The organism is Paenibacillus aceti (genome assembly GCF_003614185.1).
Lineage (GTDB): Bacteria > Bacillota > Bacilli > Paenibacillales > Paenibacillaceae > Fontibacillus > Fontibacillus aceti.
Map to the genome: position 1 here is coordinate 2,350,004 of NZ_KZ987724.1, position 20,906 is coordinate 2,370,909.

Annotated in this window: 21 protein-coding genes; 3 read left to right on the forward strand and 18 right to left on the reverse strand. The window is 47.8% G+C overall.

Features of this window, described 5'->3' with window-relative positions:
• Positions 1–17: 17 nt before the first annotated feature.
• The 13 genes from BFJ94_RS10615 to BFJ94_RS10675 form a co-directional block, all read right to left on the reverse strand.
• Entirely contained in the window at positions 18–401 is a 384-nt protein-coding gene (locus BFJ94_RS10615; RefSeq protein ID WP_120462646.1) for a hypothetical protein, read from the reverse strand.
• Positions 402–1,385 (reverse strand): 16S rRNA (cytosine(1402)-N(4))-methyltransferase RsmH, encoded by a 984-nt coding sequence (gene rsmH / locus BFJ94_RS10620; RefSeq protein WP_120462647.1) that lies wholly within the window; start codon positions 1,383–1,385, stop codon positions 402–404.
• A gap of 141 nt (positions 1,386–1,526) precedes the next feature.
• On the reverse strand, positions 1,527–1,964 hold the full coding sequence (gene mraZ / locus BFJ94_RS10625) for a division/cell wall cluster transcriptional repressor MraZ (RefSeq protein WP_120462648.1): 438 nt from the start codon (positions 1,962–1,964) through the stop codon (positions 1,527–1,529).
• A 235-nt stretch (positions 1,965–2,199) separates the two neighbouring features.
• Positions 2,200–3,468: an adenosylhomocysteinase gene (locus BFJ94_RS10630; RefSeq protein WP_120462649.1), complete on the reverse strand. Its 1,269-nt coding sequence runs from the start codon at positions 3,466–3,468 to the stop codon at positions 2,200–2,202.
• A 23-nt stretch (positions 3,469–3,491) separates the two neighbouring features.
• Complete coding sequence (gene bshC, locus BFJ94_RS10635; protein WP_120462650.1) at positions 3,492–5,129, reverse strand: bacillithiol biosynthesis cysteine-adding enzyme BshC; 1,638 nt, start codon at positions 5,127–5,129, stop codon at positions 3,492–3,494.
• A gap of 147 nt (positions 5,130–5,276) precedes the next feature.
• Positions 5,277–6,224: an ABC transporter ATP-binding protein gene (locus BFJ94_RS10640; protein WP_120462651.1), complete on the reverse strand. Its 948-nt coding sequence runs from the start codon at positions 6,222–6,224 to the stop codon at positions 5,277–5,279.
• The gene (locus tag BFJ94_RS10645; protein ID WP_120462652.1) at positions 6,217–7,215 is read right to left on the reverse strand and encodes an ABC transporter ATP-binding protein; all 999 of its coding nucleotides are present in this window, start codon (positions 7,213–7,215) and stop codon (positions 6,217–6,219) included. Before BFJ94_RS10645 ends, BFJ94_RS10640 begins: the two co-directional genes overlap by 8 nt.
• An 11-nt stretch (positions 7,216–7,226) precedes the next feature.
• Positions 7,227–8,153: an ABC transporter permease gene (locus BFJ94_RS10650; protein ID WP_162944409.1), complete on the reverse strand. Its 927-nt coding sequence runs from the start codon at positions 8,151–8,153 to the stop codon at positions 7,227–7,229.
• Between the two features lie 30 nt (positions 8,154–8,183).
• Positions 8,184–9,116 carry an ABC transporter permease gene (locus tag BFJ94_RS10655; RefSeq protein WP_120462654.1) on the reverse strand — a complete coding sequence of 311 codons (933 nt, stop codon included), beginning with the start codon at positions 9,114–9,116 and terminating at the stop codon, positions 8,184–8,186.
• Positions 9,117–9,330: 214 nt separating this feature from the next.
• Entirely contained in the window at positions 9,331–11,028 is a 1,698-nt protein-coding gene (locus BFJ94_RS10660; protein ID WP_120462655.1) for a peptide ABC transporter substrate-binding protein, read from the reverse strand.
• A gap of 230 nt (positions 11,029–11,258) precedes the next feature.
• Positions 11,259–11,645, reverse strand: coding sequence for a DUF3397 domain-containing protein (locus tag BFJ94_RS10665; protein ID WP_162944236.1), 387 nt, complete (start codon positions 11,643–11,645; stop codon positions 11,259–11,261).
• A gap of 55 nt (positions 11,646–11,700) precedes the next feature.
• Entirely contained in the window at positions 11,701–12,702 is a 1,002-nt protein-coding gene (locus BFJ94_RS10670; protein WP_120462656.1) for a ketopantoate reductase family protein, read from the reverse strand.
• 124 nt (positions 12,703–12,826) lie between these two features.
• Entirely contained in the window at positions 12,827–13,480 is a 654-nt protein-coding gene (locus BFJ94_RS10675) for an RsfA family transcriptional regulator (protein WP_120462657.1), read from the reverse strand.
• A gap of 341 nt (positions 13,481–13,821) precedes the next feature.
• Here BFJ94_RS10675 and BFJ94_RS10680 point away from each other — a divergent pair, with 341 nt between their 5' ends.
• Both BFJ94_RS10680 and BFJ94_RS10685 read left to right on the forward strand, forming a co-directional pair.
• Complete coding sequence (locus tag BFJ94_RS10680) at positions 13,822–14,058, forward strand: DUF2626 family protein (protein WP_120462658.1); 237 nt, start codon at positions 13,822–13,824, stop codon at positions 14,056–14,058.
• Between the two features lie 108 nt (positions 14,059–14,166).
• Complete coding sequence (locus BFJ94_RS10685) at positions 14,167–15,273, forward strand: coiled-coil domain-containing protein (RefSeq protein ID WP_229716771.1); 1,107 nt, start codon at positions 14,167–14,169, stop codon at positions 15,271–15,273.
• Between the two features lie 5 nt (positions 15,274–15,278).
• On the opposite strand, the gene BFJ94_RS10690 is transcribed toward BFJ94_RS10685, so the two are convergent.
• Together BFJ94_RS10690 and BFJ94_RS10695 are read right to left on the reverse strand one after the other, a co-directional pair.
• Entirely contained in the window at positions 15,279–16,541 is a 1,263-nt protein-coding gene (locus BFJ94_RS10690; RefSeq protein ID WP_162944237.1) for an extracellular solute-binding protein, read from the reverse strand.
• Between the two features lie 177 nt (positions 16,542–16,718).
• Positions 16,719–18,050, reverse strand: a complete 1,332-nt coding sequence (locus tag BFJ94_RS10695; protein WP_120462660.1) for a PhoH family protein — start codon at positions 18,048–18,050, stop codon at positions 16,719–16,721.
• Between the two features lie 130 nt (positions 18,051–18,180).
• Here BFJ94_RS10695 and BFJ94_RS10700 point away from each other — a divergent pair, with 130 nt between their 5' ends.
• The gene (locus tag BFJ94_RS10700) at positions 18,181–18,861 is read left to right on the forward strand and encodes a YhcN/YlaJ family sporulation lipoprotein (protein ID WP_120462661.1); all 681 of its coding nucleotides are present in this window, start codon (positions 18,181–18,183) and stop codon (positions 18,859–18,861) included.
• A gap of 39 nt (positions 18,862–18,900) precedes the next feature.
• Here BFJ94_RS10700 and BFJ94_RS10705 read toward each other — a convergent pair whose 3' ends face one another.
• The 3 genes from BFJ94_RS10705 to BFJ94_RS10715 form a co-directional block, all read right to left on the reverse strand.
• Positions 18,901–19,353 (reverse strand): pyridoxamine 5'-phosphate oxidase family protein, encoded by a 453-nt coding sequence (locus BFJ94_RS10705; RefSeq protein ID WP_120462662.1) that lies wholly within the window; start codon positions 19,351–19,353, stop codon positions 18,901–18,903.
• Positions 19,354–19,490: 137 nt separating this feature from the next.
• Positions 19,491–20,549 (reverse strand): LCP family protein, encoded by a 1,059-nt coding sequence (locus BFJ94_RS10710; RefSeq protein WP_120462663.1) that lies wholly within the window; start codon positions 20,547–20,549, stop codon positions 19,491–19,493.
• Between the two features lie 46 nt (positions 20,550–20,595).
• Entirely contained in the window at positions 20,596–20,904 is a 309-nt protein-coding gene (locus tag BFJ94_RS10715) for a YlaH-like family protein (protein ID WP_120462664.1), read from the reverse strand.
• Positions 20,905–20,906 lie beyond the last annotated feature (2 nt).

The following is a 20,906-nucleotide window of genomic DNA, read 5'->3' on the forward strand; positions in this document are numbered from 1 at the left end:
ACCTCTTAATTACTTTTTTATCGGATGGAAGCGGTCGGGACCTGAACATGGACTCCTTCGTTTTGCGGTTCAACATAGCCCAGCTTAGCTGCTTCTTCAGGAATGCGCTCCTCCAGCTTCTCCCTCTGGATCGACAATTCCTTCACTTGAGCACTAATGCTTTGAATATCTGTATTCAGATTGAAAACCTGGCGTTTGATATCATATAATTGTGAATTTTGCCATAACAGTCCGGCCGCTATAGCAACACAAAATATAATCGTCGCCATGTACAGCAGCTTCTCGCGGACGGGAAGCGGGGAACGATGTGTGACCACCTTGGTCGTTTCACGGTAGCGAGGATTCTGTCCACGTGCCGCCGTATTCTCTTTAACTGCTAAATTTCCGCGTGTATACGCCATCTACTTTCCCTCCGCTGTTTCTACGTTATATTGCAGCTTCTCCGCCACACGCAATTTTGCCGAGCGTGCCCGAGGATTAAATTCCAGTTCCTCTTCCGAAGGAATAATCGGTTTACGATTGATCAACTTCAGTTGTCCTTTGCCTCCGCATACACACATTGGGAAATCAGGCGGGCAAGTGCATTTCTCCACATAGCTGGCGAAGATTTGCTTGCAGATCCGATCCTCTAAGGAGTGGAAGGTAATGACCGAAGCCCGACCACCCGGAGCAAGACAACGGACCGCCGCATGCAGCCCTTCCTCAAACGCTCCCAATTCATCATTCACCGCAATACGCAATGCTTGGAAGCTGCGCTTGGCTGGATGTCCTCCGGTTCTTCTCGCCGCCGCGGGAATCCCTGCCTTGATTAATTCGACCAGCTCACCCGTTGTCTCAATCGGAGCCAACTGGCGCTGGTCTGCTATAACCTTGGCAATTCTCCGTGAGAATTTCTCCTCGCCGTACTGGAACAGAATGCGGGCGATCTCACGTTCAGGCCACTCATTCACAATATGTCGAGCCGTGAGTTCAGCAGACTGATCCATCCGCATATCGAGCGGAGCATCTGCATTGTAGCTGAATCCACGTTCACCCTCATCGAACTGGGGAGAAGATACTCCCAAATCGAATAAAATACCATCTACCTGGGGTAGACCTTCATATTTTGGAACAAAATCAAGCTCTAACAATTTCTCCTGCAGATGGCGAAAATTACTCCTTACCAAGGTGAGGCGATCTCCATAGGGAGCAAGCATCTCCTTGGCATTCTCATGCGCCCAATCGTCCTGATCGAAGGCGATCAACCTGCCTTCCGCGTTAAGCTTCGACAATATGACTGAGCTATGGCCGCCGCCACCCAGCGTACAATCTACATAAATACCGCCTGGCTTAATGCTCAGCCCTTCTGTCGCCTCTGCTTTAAGTACCGTGATGTGATGGAACAAGACTGCAGCCCTCCAGACTGTTTTAAAATGTAATTCAAAAAGTCCGATTTTCAGCACCGGAAGGCCCGACTGAATTCAAGATTCGATGTCGAATAGCTTCCTGATTAACATCGTGATCAAAAGTGGATTTTTTGAATTTCCCTACAAATCGAAATTGAAGTCTACTAGCTTCTCTGCGATTTCATTGAATGACTCCTCCGACTGCTCAAAATACTGTGTCCACGTCGAACGGCTCCAAATTTCAACACGATTCGACACGCCCAGTACAACACACTCCTTCTCCAGCCCAGCATACTGCCTTAAATTGCCGGGTATATTTACCCTTCCCTGTTTATCCCACTCACATTCGGTGGCTCCAGAGAAGAAGAAACGAGTGAACGCACGAGCATCGGATTTCATTAGTGGCAAAGTCTTGAGCTTCTGCTCCAGCTGCTCCCATTCTTGCATGGGATAGACAAACAGACACTGATCAAGACCCCGGGTAATGACGAAAGAGCTACCAAGAAGGTCGCGAAACTTGGCCGGAATGATGATACGGCCCTTCTCATCAATGCTATGTTGGTATTCCCCCATAAACATCGGCTTCGCTCACCCCTATCCTCTTTCCCCCACATTACACCACTTTACACCACAATGATGGTTATATTCAACATATTAAGGAAAAATCCTGCTAAAAGCAAAAAAAATATTTGGTAATTGGATGAAAGAGAAAAGAATAATAAAAAGAGCAGGCTTCGAGGTTAAAGAACTTCGAAATCCTGCTCATTGAAATCGCTATTATACCTAGAGACCGTTCAAGTCGGCCTGGTGCTCTTTAATGCTCCTGCCAGCTGTCCAAATACACGCGCTGTTCCTCTGACAATGAATCAATATTGACGCCCAGGCTCTCCAGCTTGAAGCGAGCCACCTGTTCATCCAGCTCATAAGGCACGTTGACAACCATCTTGCCTATTTGCTTATATTGCTCATTTACATATTTAAGAGATAACGCCTGCAGAGCGAAGGTCATATCCATAATTTCCGCCGGATGTCCATCGCCTGCCGCCAGATTCACCAAGCGGCCTTCCGCAAGCACGTAAATCTTACGGCCATCCTGTAATTGATATTCTTCTATATTACGGCGAACCGTCCTGATCGAAGTAGAACGCGCGGCAAGCTCCGGCTTGTTCACTTCTACATCGAAGTGTCCAGCATTGGACAGGATCGCTCCGTCCTTCATAACATCATAATGCTCCCCGCGAATCACATCGCGATTCCCCGTTACCGTGACGAAGAAATCGCCGATTTGGGCTGCTTCTGTCATCGGCATGACCCGGAAGCCATCCATATAAGCCTCGACCGCCTTGATCGCATCCACTTCGGTTACGATTACGTTAGCGCCGAGACCTTTGGCGCGCATCGCCACGCCCTTACCACACCAGCCGTAGCCAACCACAACGACGGTCTTACCCGCGACGACCAGATTCGTCGTGCGGTTGATGCCATCCCATACCGACTGCCCGGTTCCGTAGCGATTATCGAATAGATATTTACAATATGCATCATTCACAGCGATCATCGGGAATTTCAATTGTCCTTCTTTGTCCATCGCCTTCAGGCGCAGAATCCCGGTCGTTGTCTCCTCCGCACCCCCGCGAACCTGCTCGAGCAGATCCGGACGTTCGGAATGGAGGATCGTCACCAGATCTCCGCCGTCATCGATAATCAAATCCGGCTTCGTCTCCAGGGCCCGGATCATCAACTGCTTGTACTCAACCGGATCTGGATTGTACTTGGCATAGACTGTAACTCCATCCTCAACCAGCGCGGCGCATACATCATCCTGCGTGGACAGCGGATTACTGCCCGTAATCGTCACTTCCGCACCACCAGCCTGTACAACCTTGGCCAAATAGGCCGTCTTCGCCTCCAAGTGGAGAGATATCGCTACCTTTAGTCCCTTGAATGGCTGCTCTGCTTCAAACTGCTTGCGAATCCGGGATAGCACAGGCATATGGGCTTCCACCCAATCGATCTTCAAGTGGCCCTCCGGAGCAAGCTGCATATCTGTAACAATACTGTTCTCAATCGCCGCTTTATTCATTTCAATTCCCTCCCGAGCTCATATTATAAATAAATGATACGATGCTTTCCCGTTATATCATAAGGAATTCCCAGCAGGTTATCAATCCAGCTGCTTCCGTAACGGTTCAAATAATAGAATACATTATAGACGCGTTCCTGCGGTTTATGCTGCGGGAAGAGCGAAAATTCGATGCGATCGAAATGCCTGAGGCCCGCAGAATTGGCCTTACTGAGCGCATCCTTGGCACGGCCGCGCAAATATTCCATCTGTTCAACGATCTTCTCGCGATTGGCTGTGCCCAGCTTGATCAATCCGGCTTGAATGTCGCCGAGTTGCTCGATCAGCGGATCGTACAGCTCAGTGAAGGTCTGCTTGATCTGCTCGAAGCGATCATCCAGATGCAATCCATCCTGCTCCGCCAGCCAGGCCTCTCTCTTTTGCCCGAATACCTCAGGATTGCTTACATCATTCCAGCTCAGATTATATTTATCCATATGCTTATGCAGCGTTCCTTCTATTACAGTAAAAGACTCCCGGTTAAGCAGTAGCGGCATCCGCAGCCCGAATGCCTTAAAGGCCGATCCAGTCAAGGCCCAATAGGCGATCTCCCCCGTACCAAGCACCGTACCAAGCACAGGCAGCAGACTATCCTGCATCAGCGGTCTCGTCAGCACATTATTACTGAACCGCTCGGGGTGCTCCTTCAATTCGGCCTTCAGCTCATCCGCAGTAAAGCTCACTTTCCCTTTGCGATCACTGAATCTCCCATGATGCTTAAACAGCAGAAGCCGCTCGCTATCATGAATATAGAACAGGTTCGCTCCATCCTCCGCAACATCCGCTTGCATCTGGTAGCCGAGAGTCTGACAGAGATCAGCTGCCGCACGGTACGCCGCTCCCAGTCTGTCATTGTCGTCGATCATCCGCTCAAACACAGGGGCTTCAAGCTCTCTAAGCACCGGATCCGCCGAATCAAGCAGTACTAATCCGTATTTGCCGAACCAGCTTCCCATCAGCTTCGCAAAAGCATCGCTTAACGAGGCGACACCTTCCGTTACCTGCCTGAGCAGTTCCATCAAGCCCGGTCTGAACTCCGTCTCCGGTAGCAGCTGCTCGAGTTCGGAAATCGCCTGCTCCCACTCTTCACTGGCAATAGGATTCAGACTGACCGGAAGCCGCTGCTCTGTCTCGCGTGCGATTCGGACCCGTGTTACGGACAATTCCGGAGACAATACATAAGTGTGATTCACTTCATCCCAATCATGATCCTCACCAGCGATCCAGAACACCGGGACAACCGGATGATCCAGCTGCTGCGAAGCCTGCTGCGCGGCCTTAATAATCGTGACCGCTTTATAAATGACGAGCAATGGCCCAGAGAACAGGCCACTCTGTTGTCCGCCCACAATAACCACTGTTCCCGGCTTCTCCAGAGTATCCAAAGACGCAGCGACAGCCTCATGCGGATTATGCGCCCGATTATATTCACGAAGCCTCTCAACCAGCTGTTTGCGGGGAATCCGCAAATGCTCCGATTCCTGCAGCCAGTTCAGTCTCTCTCTCCAGCTTGCCTCGGCCATAGCATCATATTGATATAATTGCTCAACGCTCGAAAAATCATTAAGATAAGCCTCTGAGAGCGGTTTATTCAACGCTAGCGACTCTTGCACAATATTCATCAGGTTGCAATCCTCCGTTCTATGTGATCCTCTGATCCCTTAAAAATATATCATAAGCCATCGAGTAAATGCATGCTTCTGCCCAAAATAAAACTCTCACCCCAGTATACCAGGTGAGAGTTCATTCTTATTATAGTTGACATCGGATCAGCCCTTCTTAGGCATGGAGACGAAATGGCCCTTCGAAACCTCGACCAGCTCGGAATTCTCCAAATCATAGGTTCCACCGCTGACCGAAGCATCCTTGTCGGTGTGGATCGGTCCATTACCATGATCTTCATGAATGATCCGCTTCTTATTCGCTTCAATCTCGGGATCGGGAATCGGGATCGCAGATAACAGTGTTTTCGTATAAGGATGGAGCGGGTTGGCGTACAATTCTTCACTCTCTGCCAATTCCACGATCCGGCCCAGATACATTACGGCAACGCGATCACTGATATGCTTAACCATCGAGAGGTCATGCGCAATAAATAGATAAGTCAGTCCGAGACGGTTCTGCAAATCCTCCAGCAGGTTGACAACTTGAGCCTGGATAGATACGTCGAGCGCAGAGATCGGTTCGTCACAGATGATGAACTTCGGATTAACAGCCAGCGCACGGGCAATCCCGATCCGCTGCCGTTGACCACCGGAGAATTCATGCGGGTAACGGGTCGCATGGTCAGGGTTAAGTCCGACCATATCAAGCAGTTCCTCAACCCGCTTCTTCCGTTCTTTGCGTGAGCCGGCCATCTTATGAATATCCAGCGCTTCACCGATAATATCTGTAACCGTAAACCGCGGATTCAGAGATGCATATGGATCCTGGAAGATCATCTGCATATCGCGGCGCATCGCCTTCATTTTACCTGGAGAAAGCGTATTGATGTCTACGCCGTTAAATCTTACACTACCGGCAGTCGGTTCATACAGGCGCAGAATCGTGCGTCCTGCTGTAGACTTACCGCAGCCTGATTCACCAACGAGACCTAGCGTTTCCCCCTCGGCAATCGAGAAGCTGATATCATTAACAGCCTTGAGGACACCCCCGCCGCCGACATTAAAATACTTCTTCAATCCTTCAACTTCAATTAAAGTCTTGCCTTTACTCATTCGGATGCACCTCCTTAGCCATCGGATGCAGATTCCAGCAGCGTGCAAGGTGCGTATCGCTGAATACAGTAGCTTCCGGATCGATACGTTCGCAGACCTTCATCGCTTTATCACAGCGCGCTGCAAAAGGACAACCGATCGGCGGCTTAATCAAGTCCGGAGGCGTACCGATAATAGGAATAAGCGGCTCGCCTTTCTTCTGATCGAGACGCGGCATCGATCTCAGCAAGCCTTTGGTATAAGGATGCTGTGGATTCTTGAATATCTCCCATTTCGTACCGCTCTCTACGACTTCCCCTGCATACATGACGATGACGCGGTCACACATCCCGGCAACGACACCAAGGTCATGCGTAATCAGGATGATCGAGGTACCCAGACGTTCCTGCATGTCCTTCATAACATCCATAATCTGAGCTTGAATCGTAACGTCCAGCGCCGTCGTCGGTTCATCGGCAATCAGCAACGACGGACGGCAAGCCAGAGCAATAGCGATCATCGCACGTTGGCGCATCCCGCCGGAAAATTCATGAGGATATTGGTTAAAACGGGCTTCAGCATTCTTGATGCCGACCAGCTTGAGCATTTCGATCGCACGCTTCTTAGCTTCACCCGCTGACATTTTCTGATGTTTAATGAGTACTTCAGTAATTTGCTTACCTATACGAATCGTAGGGTTCAAGGAGGTCATCGGGTCTTGGAATATCATGCCAATATCTTTACCACGAATAGCTTCCATTTGCTTATTACTTTTCTTCAATATATCTTGTCCCTGGAACAAGATTTCACCTTGCTTAACAATTGACGGAGGGGACGGAATCAGACGCATGATCGTTTGGGCCGTTACGCTCTTACCACTTCCGGATTCACCGACAATCGCAACCGTTTCCCCTTTACCCACTTCAAAGTTCATACCGCGAACAGCCTTTACTTCGCCGCCCTTAACCTGGAAGGAGACATGCAAATCTTTGACTTGTAAAATCGGCTCCATCATTCCACCTCCTAATTTTTCAGATTTGGATCGAGCGCATCCCGCAGTCCATCGCCGAGAATGTTAAACGACAACATAATCAAGCTGATCAGTACCGCCGGGAACAGCATACGCCAAGGATAATACAACCAACCGGTCAATGCATCATTGATCATCGAACCGAGTGAAGCGACCGGCGCTTGAACACCGAGACCGAGGAAGCTCAGGAACGCTTCCGCAAAGATCGCGTTCGGTACGGATAAGGTAACCGTAACGATGATAGGTCCAAGTGCATTCGGCAGCAGATGGCGGAACAATAGACGTCCCGAGCCTGCACCCATAGAACGGGATGCCAGCACGAATTCGCGATTCTTGAGCTGAATAATCTCGCCCCGAACGATCCAGGACATATTAATCCAGCCGGTAATGGTCAAAGCGATGATGATCGTAACCAAACTTGGCTCCATAACGACCAACAGCAGAATTGTTACGAGCAAATAAGGAATAGCATACAAAATTTCAGAGAACTTGTTCATAATCGTATCGACACGTCCGCCGAAGAAGCCCATAATTCCTCCGTACACAACACCGATACAAAGGTCAATCAAGGCTGCAACCAAGCCTACGACCAGCGAAATCCGTGCCCCATACCAAGTACGTACGAACATATCACGACCGAAATCGTCAGTACCGAACCAATGCTCCGAATTCGGTTTCATATTTCCGCTTAGCAGATCATTTGAATAGTAATTAAATTTCGACATTAATGGACCGAAAATTGACATAAGCGCGATAGCGATAAGTATAAACAATGCGGTCATGGCCAGCTTATTGGAGAGCAGTCTTTGCCAAGCGTCCTTCAACGCGGAAACACTCTCCCGCTGAATGATTTCAGCCTGTTTCTCATCCGCACCAATTCTTGCAAAATCATCCGCTGTAAGATCCGCCGGTGACGGCATCACTTTAATTTGTTGATTAGCTTCCAAAGATTAGCCCTCCTTCCTAGCATTAAGCTTGATCCGCGGATCGATTAATCCGTAAGCGACGTCGGTAACCAGACGAGCAATCATGAGCAATGCCCCGTAGAAAATCGTGATCCCCATAATCATCGGGTAGTCACGAGATGTAATCGCTTGAACGAACTGTTTACCGATACCACCAATACCGAAGATCTGTTCAATAACAACTGAACCAGTAACGATATTCGCGGTCATTGGCCCCATGTAAGTTACAACCGGCATGATACCGTTGCGCACGACGTGACGGGTCAAAATCGCAAACCAGCTTAAGCCCTTCGCCTTAGCTGTCTTGATGTAGTCGGCATGCAGCACTTCCAGCATACTCGATCTCGTTAGACGAGCTATAAAGGCTATAGGCTGCGCCGAAAGTGCAGCTACAGGCAGAACATAGTACAATGGCCCCTTGAAGCCCATCGTCGGGAGCCAGTGCAGCTTGGAAGCAAATACATACTGTAATAATGATGCGAGTACAAAGCTAGGAACCGCGATCCCAAGCACCGCCAGCACCATCGTAATATTATCGATAATCTTGCGGTGATATAATGCCGCCAGAAGGCCAAGCACTACCCCGATGATTACGGATACGACGATCGCGACAAGCCCAAGCTTGAGCGAAGCGGAGAAGGTTTGTCCAATGATGTCAGACACTTCCTGGTTAATCTTCTTCATTGAAATTCCTAGATCACCTTGGACGATATCTCCAAGATATTTAATGTACTGTTGGAAAACGGGTTTGTCCAAGCCATATTGTTCCATGAGACGCTGTCTGATCTCCTCAGGAACTTTCTTTTCCGACATGAAAGGATCACCCGGTATTGCTTTCATAAGAAAGAAGGTGGCGGAGATTAAGATGAACAGCGAAATCAAAGTGTAGAATAGCTTGTTTGCAATGTAGCGCACCATACCCGTTAACACCTCCTCTTATAATTTTCGACAAAAAACGATATAAATCGATTTTAGGGCAAACCTTTTCATTTGTCTATTCGATATATTTACATATGACCACAGAACTTGGGAGAAAGTTGCAAAAAAAAGGGGATATATATGGAATACCACATATATATCCCAACCCCAATATTCAGTTCATTGTCACATATTTGTTAAATTCTTTTCACAATTATTCCTCAGTCAAGTATGCACGAGTATAATCGATAGCTCCGCTATAGTCGAGAATTACACCTTTAAGGTTTGGTTTCTCAAGTGCAACGTTGCTGTAATAGTAGATTGGCATATAAGCCATATCTTGTTTAATGAAGATTTCTTCCGCCTTCGCGAAGATCTCATCACGTTTCTTCAAATCAGACTCGGATCTCGAAGCCTTAATCAGTTCATCATACTCAGGATTGGAGTAACCCAAGTCATTGTTACCTGCGCCAGTCGTCCACAGATCCATGAATGTCATCGGATCGTTGAAGTCAGCAGACCAGCCGCTACGAGCGATTTGATAGTCGAGGTTTTGACGATTCTTCAAGAATACGCCCCACTCTTGGTTTTGAATCTTCACATCTACGCCGAGGTTCTTCTTCCACATATCGACAATAGCTGTAGCTACTTTCTTATGGCCTTCACCATTATTATGGATCACAGTAATTTCTGGAAGCTTCGTATATCCTTCTTCCTTCATACCTTCTTCAAGCAACTTCTTCGCTTCGTCGACATTTTCCTGGAAGTAATCCTTGTCGTTATGTTCCGTACGGAATTGATCATCAGAACCAAGAATACCTTCTGGTACCATACCAAATGCAGGGATTTGTCCGCCTTGGGTAATTCTCTCTACGATGGCTTGACGATCGATAGCCATGGAGAAGGCTTTACGAATCTTAGCGTTCTGGAATGGTTCCGCTTTAGAGTTGAATTGATAGTAGTAGGTACCTGCGATACCTTTTACTTTATACTCATCAGGCATTTCTTGTTGTACAATCGGAATTTGGTCAGCTGGGATTTCACCGTTAGGTGCACCTGCACGATGAAGCTCGCCATTACGGTAAGATTCAAGCTCAGTAGCTCCGCTCTCTACCAAAGACATGGAGATTTTATTCAATTTGATGCTGTCTTTATCCCAATATTGTTCGTTCTTCGTTACTTCAAGGCTTTGACCCGTTGTCCAAGCCGTTAAAGTAAATGGACCATTGACGATCATTTTGTTAGGATCTGTTGCCCATTTTGCATCATCCTTAACGGATTGATGAACTGGATATAATGTATAGAATGAAGTCAAACCGAGGAAATAAGGAGTTGGATTGTTTAATTCCACTTCCAGCGTTTTTTCGTCAACCGCTTTTACGCCGACTTCGCTGAAATCCTTGATTTTACCTGTGTTGAACTCTTCTGCGTTCTTGATATAGTACAATTGATAAGCATAAGGTGGAGCCGGTTGTGTATCCGGGCTAAGCACGCGCTCCCATGCAAATGCGAAATCATTCGCGGTTACAGGGTCGCCGTTGCTCCATTTAGCATCTTCACGGATATGGAAGGTATATTTAGTGCCATCAACTTCCCAGGATTCAGCAGCACCAGGAAGTTCTTTGCCATCAGCATCCAGACGCACAAGACCTTCATACATCATCTTGAGCACTGTGTTCGCTTGGCTGTCCTGAGCCTGAGCTGGATCAAATGTTGGAGGTTCAGCACTCAAATTGATTTTGAGCGTTTGGTCCGCTGCCAACTTCACGTCACCTTCATTAGCAGCATTATTCGCTGCTTTGTTGCCATTTGATGCACTGTTCTTGGCCTCGTTCGATCCGCAAGCAGATAATAGCGTACCGACCGCAAGAACGAGTGTCAAAAGAAGCAATAAACTTTTACTCTTCTTCATCCTTGCTGTGTCCCCCTTAAATGTTGTTTGTGGTATATGTTTTTAGATTATACAACCAGCGGTCAAAAAAATCCAACAAAAATTTTCAGAAAATGAGGGGATATTGAAAAAAACGACATGTTTTATTAACAAAAAAGTCAGATATACATTATTGACTTTTTCCATTTCATATAATTAACATTTGATGTCATATTTCTATGTAAAGCCTTTTTCTTCTCCCTTAGCTTGAACTAAATGGCAGAAATATATGTAATGAAGCTAATGAGAAACAATACGATATACACGATTCCAGTCCCGGCAAAAGCAAGGCGCCAGACGGCGCGGAGCATTCTGCGAACATCGACCTGCCCCTTCAGCCTGGTCTGGGCTCCGCCAATCAAACCCACTACTATCAGCAGGATTAGCAACATTAGATAAAAGCCAAATTTGGAGTTGAACACATTATTGAATAGCGCGGAAACTGATAAAATAAGGAAGAATGTAGTTACATCCATCGCGAGGAGCAGCGAAGGCCGCTGTTCTTTCTTAAGAAAAAAGATGCAAATAAAATAAACCAGAAAAAATGGAATAATTGGCAAAATTGCAAAGACAGCCACTGGCGCCATCAGTATGTTCAAGTCGAGCCCTCCCCATAAACCTTAATTTTCAGGCCTAAAACAAAATTTTATATCTTCAACCGGATACAGCTTGCATTCCTTTGATTAAATTCCATACAATCTCATGTCCAGGAACCGTTATACCGGCAGCTTGAGCCATTGCAACCAGCCGGCCATTTATGGAATCAATTTCAGTCGGCGCTCCCTTAAGCACATCGCTCAGCATCGAAGAAGTATTCCCCGCCGTCGAGCGGCAGACGGATACGATCTGTTCATACATATCGGAGGGAACAGAAATCTGATGCGCCTGATAAACCTGCAATCCCTCTTCACATAACTGCTGGAGCATCCCCCTGCGCGGCTCCGTATCCAGCAGTTCCCCGTTCGGTATTCTCCATAACGCTGTTAACGGATTAATGACCGCATTGATGAGCAGTTTCCTGTAAATTTCTCTATCGATGTCTTTCGACAAAAAGGCTGCAAATCCTGCTGATTCAAGCATATTAACCAAATCTGATTCCTTTGTCGCATACTTCTCTGCTTTCTCGGATAATCCCTCTTTAAATAGAAGATATTCGTCAGTACGAGGGATGCCGATCTGCGTACTTCCCGCGCCAGAACGGATGACATAGCGGGAATTTTGACGCTTGGCCCCTTCGGTCGTGATCGCCACATAAACGCCATGAGCCTTGAATGCACTGCGGAATAATTCAATATGACCCATCCCGTTCTGGAAGCAGATGATTCCTGTCTCGGGTCCAGCGATCTTATGCACCGTTTCAAGTAAAGAGCTGTCGACGCTCCGCTGCTTCGTCATCACGAATATCCAATCAGCTGCTCCTTCCGCAAGCCCATCAACCTCGCCCCCCATTAAATCAGCTGCCGGATAAGCCCTGACCATGGACGGAGCAACACTAAGCACGCCGGAATGCGGCTCTTCAACGTTAATTCCTTCTTGTTGCAGCAATCGGGACTGCTCTGCCGTCCTCGTCCAGAAGCGCACCTGCACCCCCGCAGCCGCCAGCTTACCACCGAATAATAATCCGAGGGCACCCGCGCCAATGATATCCACTTTCATGCGAACTCTTCCTTTCGATCTCATAATCATCTACTATTTTTATAACAGACCTTGCCCTATAAATACAAAAAAAAGAAAATCCCGCCGCTTAAAGCGACGGGACGGGTGATGCTAGTTTCTTCACTTATTCAATCCGTTCCAGATTACCGTTAGCATCCATTTTGAATCTCGTCTTACTCTCATCTTCCTCTTCATTCAGAAACGCAAGCCGTCTGGCCCGATCCATAATCTGAATCAAAGCTTTATAGTCGTCATTAACGACTCTGTAATCGCTTTGAACCTCGTTCACCTGCGCGAACAAGCGCTTGTTCTCTTCCCGTAAATTCTGCAGTTCTTCATCCTTCATGCGCAGCTCTTTCTCCAGCATTTTAACGTGACGATTGCTCTCCTGAACTGTATTCTTCCATCCACGCAAGAAACGAATGACCGCATCAATCGAAATAGTTTCTTCAGTTATCCCGTCATTTTTGTAGATTCCTTCTTCCATTTCCACTGAAGTAAGCGAAGCTACAGCCGGATTACCCGCCAGCGATCCCTGCTTTTTCATATAATTTCTCTTTTGCCGCTGGGCCTTGGCGATTCCAATCGCCGCTTCATATCTTTTGCGGACACAACTGTTCCATCGGAAGCCGCAGGCTGCTGCAGTTCTACCGATCTTCTCTCCTACTTCTTCAAAGGCAGTCAACTGGGTGCTGCCCTCACGAATATGGCGCAGAGTCACTTCAGCCAGAATCAAATCATCCTCCGCACTCCACGCATCTTGTCTCACTGCTGTCATGCAATATAAACCTCCTAACGACATCCTAAATATACCTCTTCAGCCTTTACCCCGGTTAGGCGAATGGGTGAAATTACTTCTTACTCCATTTCTATGCCTCTCATAGAGTTCATAGAATCTATTTGGTATTAAAATGTATTTCCATTTTCAACCTTGTCCATACCTATCTCTGTAAAATACAAGATAACTCGGCCTAGATTTGCGCTTTACCATAATAAAAATCACAATTTATCGGTTATATCGTTATTTTTAACGACTTTCCGTTTACACTTGCTGAGGTTGCGGTTATAATAATTGTAGAAATTGGATGAAGCGTATACATAGGAAAGGGGGATTTACGCTTGGCGCGAATGTTCCGTGTCCTCGGCTTTTTCACACTCTCCATCGGACTTATGGCTTTTGCCGGGAACCTCATTGAGATGGCTTTGTTATTCTTTTTTCAGACCGCTTTCTTCATGCTATTCGGTTACTTGAAATTCACAGAGAAGACGTATATTTTATTATTCTGGGGATATATGATCGTGGCCTTCACGGGCTTCAGCTATTGGACAGTCTTCGAGATGGGATTGCCGCTTTAAATTACAAAGACGATTCGATATTTATCGAATCGTCTTTTTCTTATATTTACCCTGCTTGTGTCATATATATCGTAGGTATAAGGATCATTGAGCAGGGAGAGGGATGCATTGAATTTGAAAAGATGCCTGAGCAGAGCCGTTGCTTCGCTATGTCTTTCACTCACTCTTGCAGCGGGTCCGTTGTTGCAGGGGACCATCTATGCCACTCCAATCTCGGAGATGGATTTGAAGGTTATGGAGCAGAGCCTCTCTATCATCGAACTGGATCGCGATATTCACAAAATTACGATCCAACAGCAGGAGGCCAACATCAAGGCAGCCGAGCTAACCGAGCAGCTTGCCGATAAGAGCCGCCGGATCGAGGACAGCCGCGACCGCGCCGGTAAGGTCATCGCCGCCTACTATATGGGAGAACGAGAAAGTCTGCTTACCGCTCTTCTGTCCACTGACAGCCTGAGCGACTTCTTCACAGTTCTCGACTATTATCAGCTTATTTCAGAACGGAATCAGGATATTTTAAATACATATACCAAGGAATACACCGCCCTCAGGGCGACGAAGGAAGAGTTGGACCAGACAAGCCGCGAGCTGGAAAATATGAAACAACGGCTGATCCAGCAGCGAGATCGCCTTGTCACTCTGCAAGAAAGCGTAGAAAGCTCCATTCGTACCAGCGCCGATCCCGAAAAATTAAGACAAATGATTCAGGAACTGACGAATTATTGGAAAAATATAGGATTCTATGAGGTAAGACGTTATTTCAAGGCATTATCCCAGGCGATGGCCGATTTTCCCGAATATTTGCAACAATATGACGATAGTCTTTCTTCATTGCAAGGAGGATATACGCTGACCATCCGCCAGGAGGAGCTTAACCAGTTCCTAAGAAGCAAAAATCAGTTGCTCAGCGATATGACCTTCGAATTCTCCAATCAACGCATGATCGTGCAAGGCAGTCGAGAAGAGCTAAAGCTGGGGCTTGAAGGCCATTATACGATTGAGAGCAAGCCGCAGAACGCCTTGATTTTCCATATTGATAGGCTGGTCTTTAACGGTATGGAGCTACCGGACACTACGAGAAATGAACTCGAGCAGGAGTTTGATCTCGGCTTCTACCCACAGCAGCTCGTTCCCTTCATAGAAGCGACCGAAGTAGCAATCCGTGACGGCGAAATGACGGTTAAATTGAAATTATCCCTAAAATCAAGCCGTTAGAGCAGTTATGGATTCAAACCGTCCAGTTGCTTCAAATACTGCTTGGCTGTGAGTTCACTCCGTAGATAAGACTGGGATGCCTCCTGCAATTGCTGCATAAGCTCCGGGAGCTTGGCCATGACCGGCTGGACGAATCCCTGACCTTTCACGAATGAAGCGGATACCCAATCCGGCAGCCCATTTCGCACCGTTTGATAATATAAAGTTTTGATCGTTGGCAGATGATTGGTCTTCTCATACCATTGGCGCTGCTGGATCGGCGAAGTTATCGCCGAAATCCATAATCCCGCCGTCTCACGATTACCAGAACGGGCCGTAACCGCGAAGCTTCTGCCAGCAATCCACATTTTATTGCCTGAGTCCGTAGGCTCCGGGAAATACACCTTCATCTCACGATACGGGTATTTCCTCGTCTCGGTAGACGGGATAAGCTCGATCAGCGCGTTCTGGCGGCTGCCGCCGAGCCATTGATCGCTTGTCCCCGTCTCTCCCGTATTTATTATATAAGGCCTTAATTGCTCCAGTAATGCTACTGCCTCATTCAAGCCTTTCTTGTTAAAAAAAGAATCGGATGCCTCCGTCTTACCCTGCCCTTTGGCTCCTAATTGCCATAACAGCGACATGACTGCATAGGGATCTCCATAATCGAGACCAAGTAAATAAGGCGGGGAATCAAGCTCGCCCCAGGCTTCGATGATCTTCTTCCACCCCTCCGGCGAAGCCGGGAAGGAATGCCCCATCTCTTTTAACGATTCGTTCTGATATACCCAGACATAGGGATCCGCATCCAGAGGTACACCCCAGACATAGCCGTTCCATTCATCCTGGGCCAAGGAAGCGCTTAACATTTCCCCGGTTATGGAGCCGGAGTAATAGCTCTCTGTCGGCAGCAAGAATCCCCCCGCCGCATAATGGCGAACCCAGACATTGTCCAGCAGGACGACGTCAGGCGACTCGCCCAGCTCGAACTGCTGCTGCAAGGAATAGCTCCCTTTTATCGGCAAATTGACCAGATTCACTTCGGCGTGATGCTCCTGCATGAACGCTTCATTCATCGCCTGCAACTCATTGAATTCCGACTCTGGAAGCCGCACGACTACTCTAATCTTGCCGTTGTCCCGCATTGTCTCCTGGCTTGGAGGTATTACTGGTTCTGGCGTTCGACCTTGATCCTTGGGGCCTACCACCGCTGATTTCTCATTCGGTGACAAATTAATCAAGGCGAGCAGCAGGATTGCAAAAAGTACCCATTGGTTTCTTCGCTTCATACCTGTTCTTCCCCTCCAACATGTCAAAACCATTTAACACAGGAATCCAATTCATATCAACTAATCTCTATTGTAGCAAACTCCCTAGTACCTTGTCCCTAAATTATAATATAAAAAAACACCGGAGCAACCCGGTGTAAGTCAGTTCTCTAGTCTTTAGCCCATTTTCTGGTAGTCTTAGAGTAGATCCGCTGCCAGTTGAGCCAATTTGGAACGTTCTCCTTTCTCGAGCATGATATGTCCGCTCAGCCCTTGCTCTTTGAAACGCTCCACCAAATAGGTCAAGCCATTGCTGGCTGAATCCAGATAAGGATGATCGATCTGCTCCGGATCACCGACGAGGACGATCTTGCTGCCTTCACCGACCCTGGAGACGATCGTCTTCACCTCATGCCGCGATAAATTCTGAGCCTCGTCAATAATGATAAATTGACCTGGGATGGAGCGCCCGCGAATATACGTCAGCGCCTCGACTTGAATGCTTCCCAGTCCAAGCAGAATTTTATCGATATCTCCGGACTTCTTCGTATTGAACAGAAATTCAAGATTATCATAAATCGGCTGCATCCAGGGCCGGAGCTTCTCATCCTTCTCCCCAGGCAAGTAGCCGATATCCTTTCCCATCGGAACAACCGGACGAGCGATCAACAGCTTCTTGTATTTATGCTCATCCTCTACTTTCATGAGACCTGCCGCCAAGGCGAGCAGCGTCTTCCCAGTTCCCGCCTTCCCCGTAATGGTCACCAGCGGAATATCATCATGCAGCAGCAACTCCAGCGCCATGCGCTGCTGCGCATTCCGGGCGCTTATCCCCCAGATCGGCTCATTGCTTAGAAATAAGGGCTCAAGTCGGCTCGCATTCTCATCCACCTTCAACAGCGCCGATTTACCTCGCCCCATCTCATCCTTCATGATGATGAATTCATGCTGATAGAGGGAATAAGTCAAGCCAAGGGATTTAACCGGCAAGGAACGGAAGGTGTAGAATTCATCGATGGTGGACGGATGGACTTGAATCGGCAAATACCCTGCATACATCTCACTGAGGTCGGCGGTCCGGTCCGTCAAATAATCCTCGGCGGTTAGTCCAAGCACATCAGCCTTGATCCGCACCAGCACGTCCTTACTGACGATAATTACCGGACTCGGCTCTTCCTTCTCCTGCTCTTCCAGATAATAATTCAGAGCTACGGCCAGAATCCGATTATCATTGCTGACCTCTCCGAACATTTCCTGTACCTTGGCAAAGCTGCGATGATTCATCTCTACTTTGAGGACACCACCATGCTCCAGCACAACGCCATCATGCAGATGACCTTGCTCTCGCAAGCCGTCAAGCAGCCTGGATACCCCGCGCGCGTTCCGTCCGATCTCATCTGCATTACGCTTCTTCGAATCGATTTCTTCCAATACAACCGCCGGAATCACTACCTCATGCTCCTCAAACGCAAAAATCGCATTCGGATCATGCAGCAATACATTCGTATCCAATACAAAGATTTTTTTCACGGATATCCCCTCCACCGCAATTACAGCCTAAATTCACATAATACATAATTTTTGTTGTCCGGGAAATGTTATAGATACCAGCCGGAATTCTATCTGGCAAGAGATCATTCCCGAAAGGACGGGTCGAATCATGCGAATTTGGCTATGTTTATTATTAACGGCCTCACTGCTAACTAGCTGCCAAACAGCATCTAAAAAGGCATCACCCTCTCCACAGACTCCATCGGAAAAGACCACCCGGGCACAAAGTGAACAGCGGCAAGGTCCCAAGGGTCTGAGCAATACAACAGGCAAGTCAGTGCAGCAGAAGAATACAAGCAGCAATACCAATACCAGCAAAGCAAGTAATCAGAATCAGCAGAAGAACCGACAAGCTCATCTGGAATCACTTGCCAAGAGAGTACCCGGTGTTAAGGACGCCCATTGCGTCATTATGGGGAAGACAGCTGTAGTCGGCATTGATGTCGACGGGGACCTCGAACGGGCCCGTGTCGGCAGTATTAAGTACACGGTAGCCGAAGCGCTACGTAAAGATCCGCAAGGCACGGGCGCGGTCGTCACAGCCGACATCGACCTGAATCATCGCATCGCCGAAATCGGTAAGAAGATTTCCGCAGGGAAGCCGATCTCCGGCTTCGCTACAGAAATGGCCGATATTATCGGGCGGATCGTACCGCAAATGTCGAGCGACACTCGTCCTCGCACCCAGAGCGTGCCTGCCAAGCAGAACAAGCAACAGCCTATGAAGCAAGAGAAAAGTAAAATGAAGTCGAAGAATCATACCTCAGGCAACTCTGGCAGCAAATATTAGTCTGTCCCAGGTTGAAAAAAAGCCCAGCGAAAACATTCGCTAGGCTTTTTGCATTGCAGTAAATACTTGATTGTCCAATTTCTCCATAGCACGCTGATCATACACCTTGCTATAGGTCGGAGCAGATGCAAGCTGAGCTCCATAGAACAGGGCATTTCGGACCGCATCAATCTTCATGTCGAAACAGCACATCTTGAAAGGAACCCCTGCGAGAGGATCCTGTGCCACCTCAGCAACACCATTGATGGCATAAATCGTCTCCGCACCGAACACGGTCATCGTAATTCGCGGATGAACCTTCATATTGTTGACCAGCCTTGATCTGTGATCCACCGCAAAGCGGAGCGTGGAAGGATTCAAGGCATAAACCCAGGAGATCGCACTGGAGGTCGGCCCCCCGGTCTCAGCATCCACTGTGCTGAGCAGAACGAATGTTTCGGACTGGAAGGAATTGAATAATGGTTCGGACAATTGAGTAACGAGCTCGGACATAGACACCAGCCCCCCTGACTATACTTTTAAAGTACATGTGTAGAGCTTCCTCTGAGAGAACTTCATTACACTATCTCACTATCTAATTGTATTATAGCACGAGCCAAAACTTGCCTTCAATTGATCAATGGCCCGCCTTATTCCGCTTGGCCGTTAGCCTGCGGGATTCCGGCAAGCTCGTCCTTCAATGCCTGCTTCGCTTTATTAAGCTCGCTGTCATCGATGTAGACATAAGGGCTCTTCCATTCCCCCGTTACCGGGATAAAAGCGACATTCTCCTTGGAAATATTCCAATAAGCAGCAATGACATTCTTGATCTGCTCCGCTTCCAGATCGGTCGTCATATTATCGCCGAGCGATTCAATCGCTTTACCGGCCCCCATGACGCCATTCAGCGACTTCGTCTGATCAATCAGCGCATGCAGCACTTCATTCTGCCGCTGGTTGCGCTCAAAGTCATTCGAAGGCTTCGTCTTTGTTTTGCAGTTGGATTTCCGGTAACGAACAAAATCCAGAGCCTTCTCGCCATTGAGATGCTGCGGCCCCTTCTTCAGATCGATATTCGTGCCGTCTGCATTATCCTTATAGCACATATCCGCATCGACGGTGACATCCACTCCGCCAAGCGCATCGACGACATCGCGGAAGCCTTGGAAATTAAGCACTGTCGTATAATCGAGCGGGATGTCCATATATTTGCTAAGCATCGTCTTCATTTCCTGCTTGGCCGAAATACCTGATTTCTTCTCAGCGACCAGGAATTTAGGGTAGAAAGCGTTAAGCTTATTCGTCTTATACCCCTTCATCTGAAACCGTGTATCCCGCGGCAAGGAAACGATAGTTGCTGATTTCGTCTTCGGATTCATGGCCACTACCATAATGACATCACTTAGATGCGTCCCGGTCTTCGGTCGATAATCCGTACCGAGCAGCAGCATGGCCAGAGGCTTGACCTTGGCGGAATTCTCCGGCGCCACCTTGCCTGATGTCCCTGTCTTGTTGATCGTATCATTCAGGGTAAGCAGCAGATACCCTCCGACTCCACCTGCCCCGAGCACTGCGATAATAAGGATCGTCATCAGCAACTTGAAGAAGCTTTTTCCGCCAGAGCGTTTCTTGTGCTTCTTCGATCCTTTGGCAGAGGGTCGTCTGGAACGATCATCCCGGGGAGGCAAGCCTTTGTTGTAAGAACTCATAGAATCAAACACCTTTTCATCTGGATTATGCTATTGAACGACAGGCTTATTCGCTTTGGTCACCAGTTACAGGCATTGACTTCTCTTTCTTGCTCCGTCGCCCTTCCACAAAATAACGGATACGCACCATCAGCATCAGCACGACGGCAACGAGCAAGCATTGAATAATCGGCAGTTTGTCGATTTGAAAAATAAGCAGAAGGAATGAGCCGATCGCCATTAAAACATACAAAATGATCTCTTTCAAAAGCGGAAGCTTCTGTTGGGAACGAAACACCTTGTTGTATACAAAGATGACAAGCACATAAATCAAAATATAAGAAATGACCGGATTTTGCGCGAACCAAGCCTGCATGG

Coding starts and splice junctions, on each gene's coding strand:
- BFJ94_RS10615 (WP_120462646.1), bottom strand. CDS start 401: ATGGCGTATACACGCGGAAATTTAGCAGTTAAAGAGAATACGGCGGCA.
- mraZ (WP_120462648.1), bottom strand. CDS start 1,964: ATGTTTATGGGGGAATACCAACATAGCATTGATGAGAAGGGCCGTATC.
- BFJ94_RS10630 (WP_120462649.1), bottom strand. CDS start 3,468: ATGAATAAAGCGGCGATTGAGAACAGTATTGTTACAGATATGCAGCTT.
- bshC (WP_120462650.1), bottom strand. CDS start 5,129: ATGAATATTGTGCAAGAGTCGCTAGCGTTGAATAAACCGCTCTCAGAG.
- BFJ94_RS10640 (WP_120462651.1), bottom strand. CDS start 6,224: ATGAGTAAAGGCAAGACTTTAATTGAAGTTGAAGGATTGAAGAAGTAT.
- BFJ94_RS10645 (WP_120462652.1), bottom strand. CDS start 7,215: ATGGAGCCGATTTTACAAGTCAAAGATTTGCATGTCTCCTTCCAGGTT.
- BFJ94_RS10650 (WP_162944409.1), bottom strand. CDS start 8,153: ATGCCGTCACCGGCGGATCTTACAGCGGATGATTTTGCAAGAATTGGT.
- BFJ94_RS10655 (WP_120462654.1), bottom strand. CDS start 9,116: ATGGTGCGCTACATTGCAAACAAGCTATTCTACACTTTGATTTCGCTG.
- BFJ94_RS10660 (WP_120462655.1), bottom strand. CDS start 11,028: ATGAAGAAGAGTAAAAGTTTATTGCTTCTTTTGACACTCGTTCTTGCG.
- BFJ94_RS10670 (WP_120462656.1), bottom strand. CDS start 12,702: ATGAAAGTGGATATCATTGGCGCGGGTGCCCTCGGATTATTATTCGGT.
- BFJ94_RS10675 (WP_120462657.1), bottom strand. CDS start 13,480: ATGACAGCAGTGAGACAAGATGCGTGGAGTGCGGAGGATGATTTGATT.
- BFJ94_RS10690 (WP_162944237.1), bottom strand. CDS start 16,541: ATGAAGCGAAGAAACCAATGGGTACTTTTTGCAATCCTGCTGCTCGCC.
- BFJ94_RS10700 (WP_120462661.1), top strand. CDS start 18,181: ATGCGAATTTGGCTATGTTTATTATTAACGGCCTCACTGCTAACTAGC.
- BFJ94_RS10705 (WP_120462662.1), bottom strand. CDS start 19,353: ATGTCCGAGCTCGTTACTCAATTGTCCGAACCATTATTCAATTCCTTC.
- BFJ94_RS10710 (WP_120462663.1), bottom strand. CDS start 20,549: ATGAGTTCTTACAACAAAGGCTTGCCTCCCCGGGATGATCGTTCCAGA.
- BFJ94_RS10715 (WP_120462664.1), bottom strand. CDS start 20,904: ATGCAGGCTTGGTTCGCGCAAAATCCGGTCATTTCTTATATTTTGATT.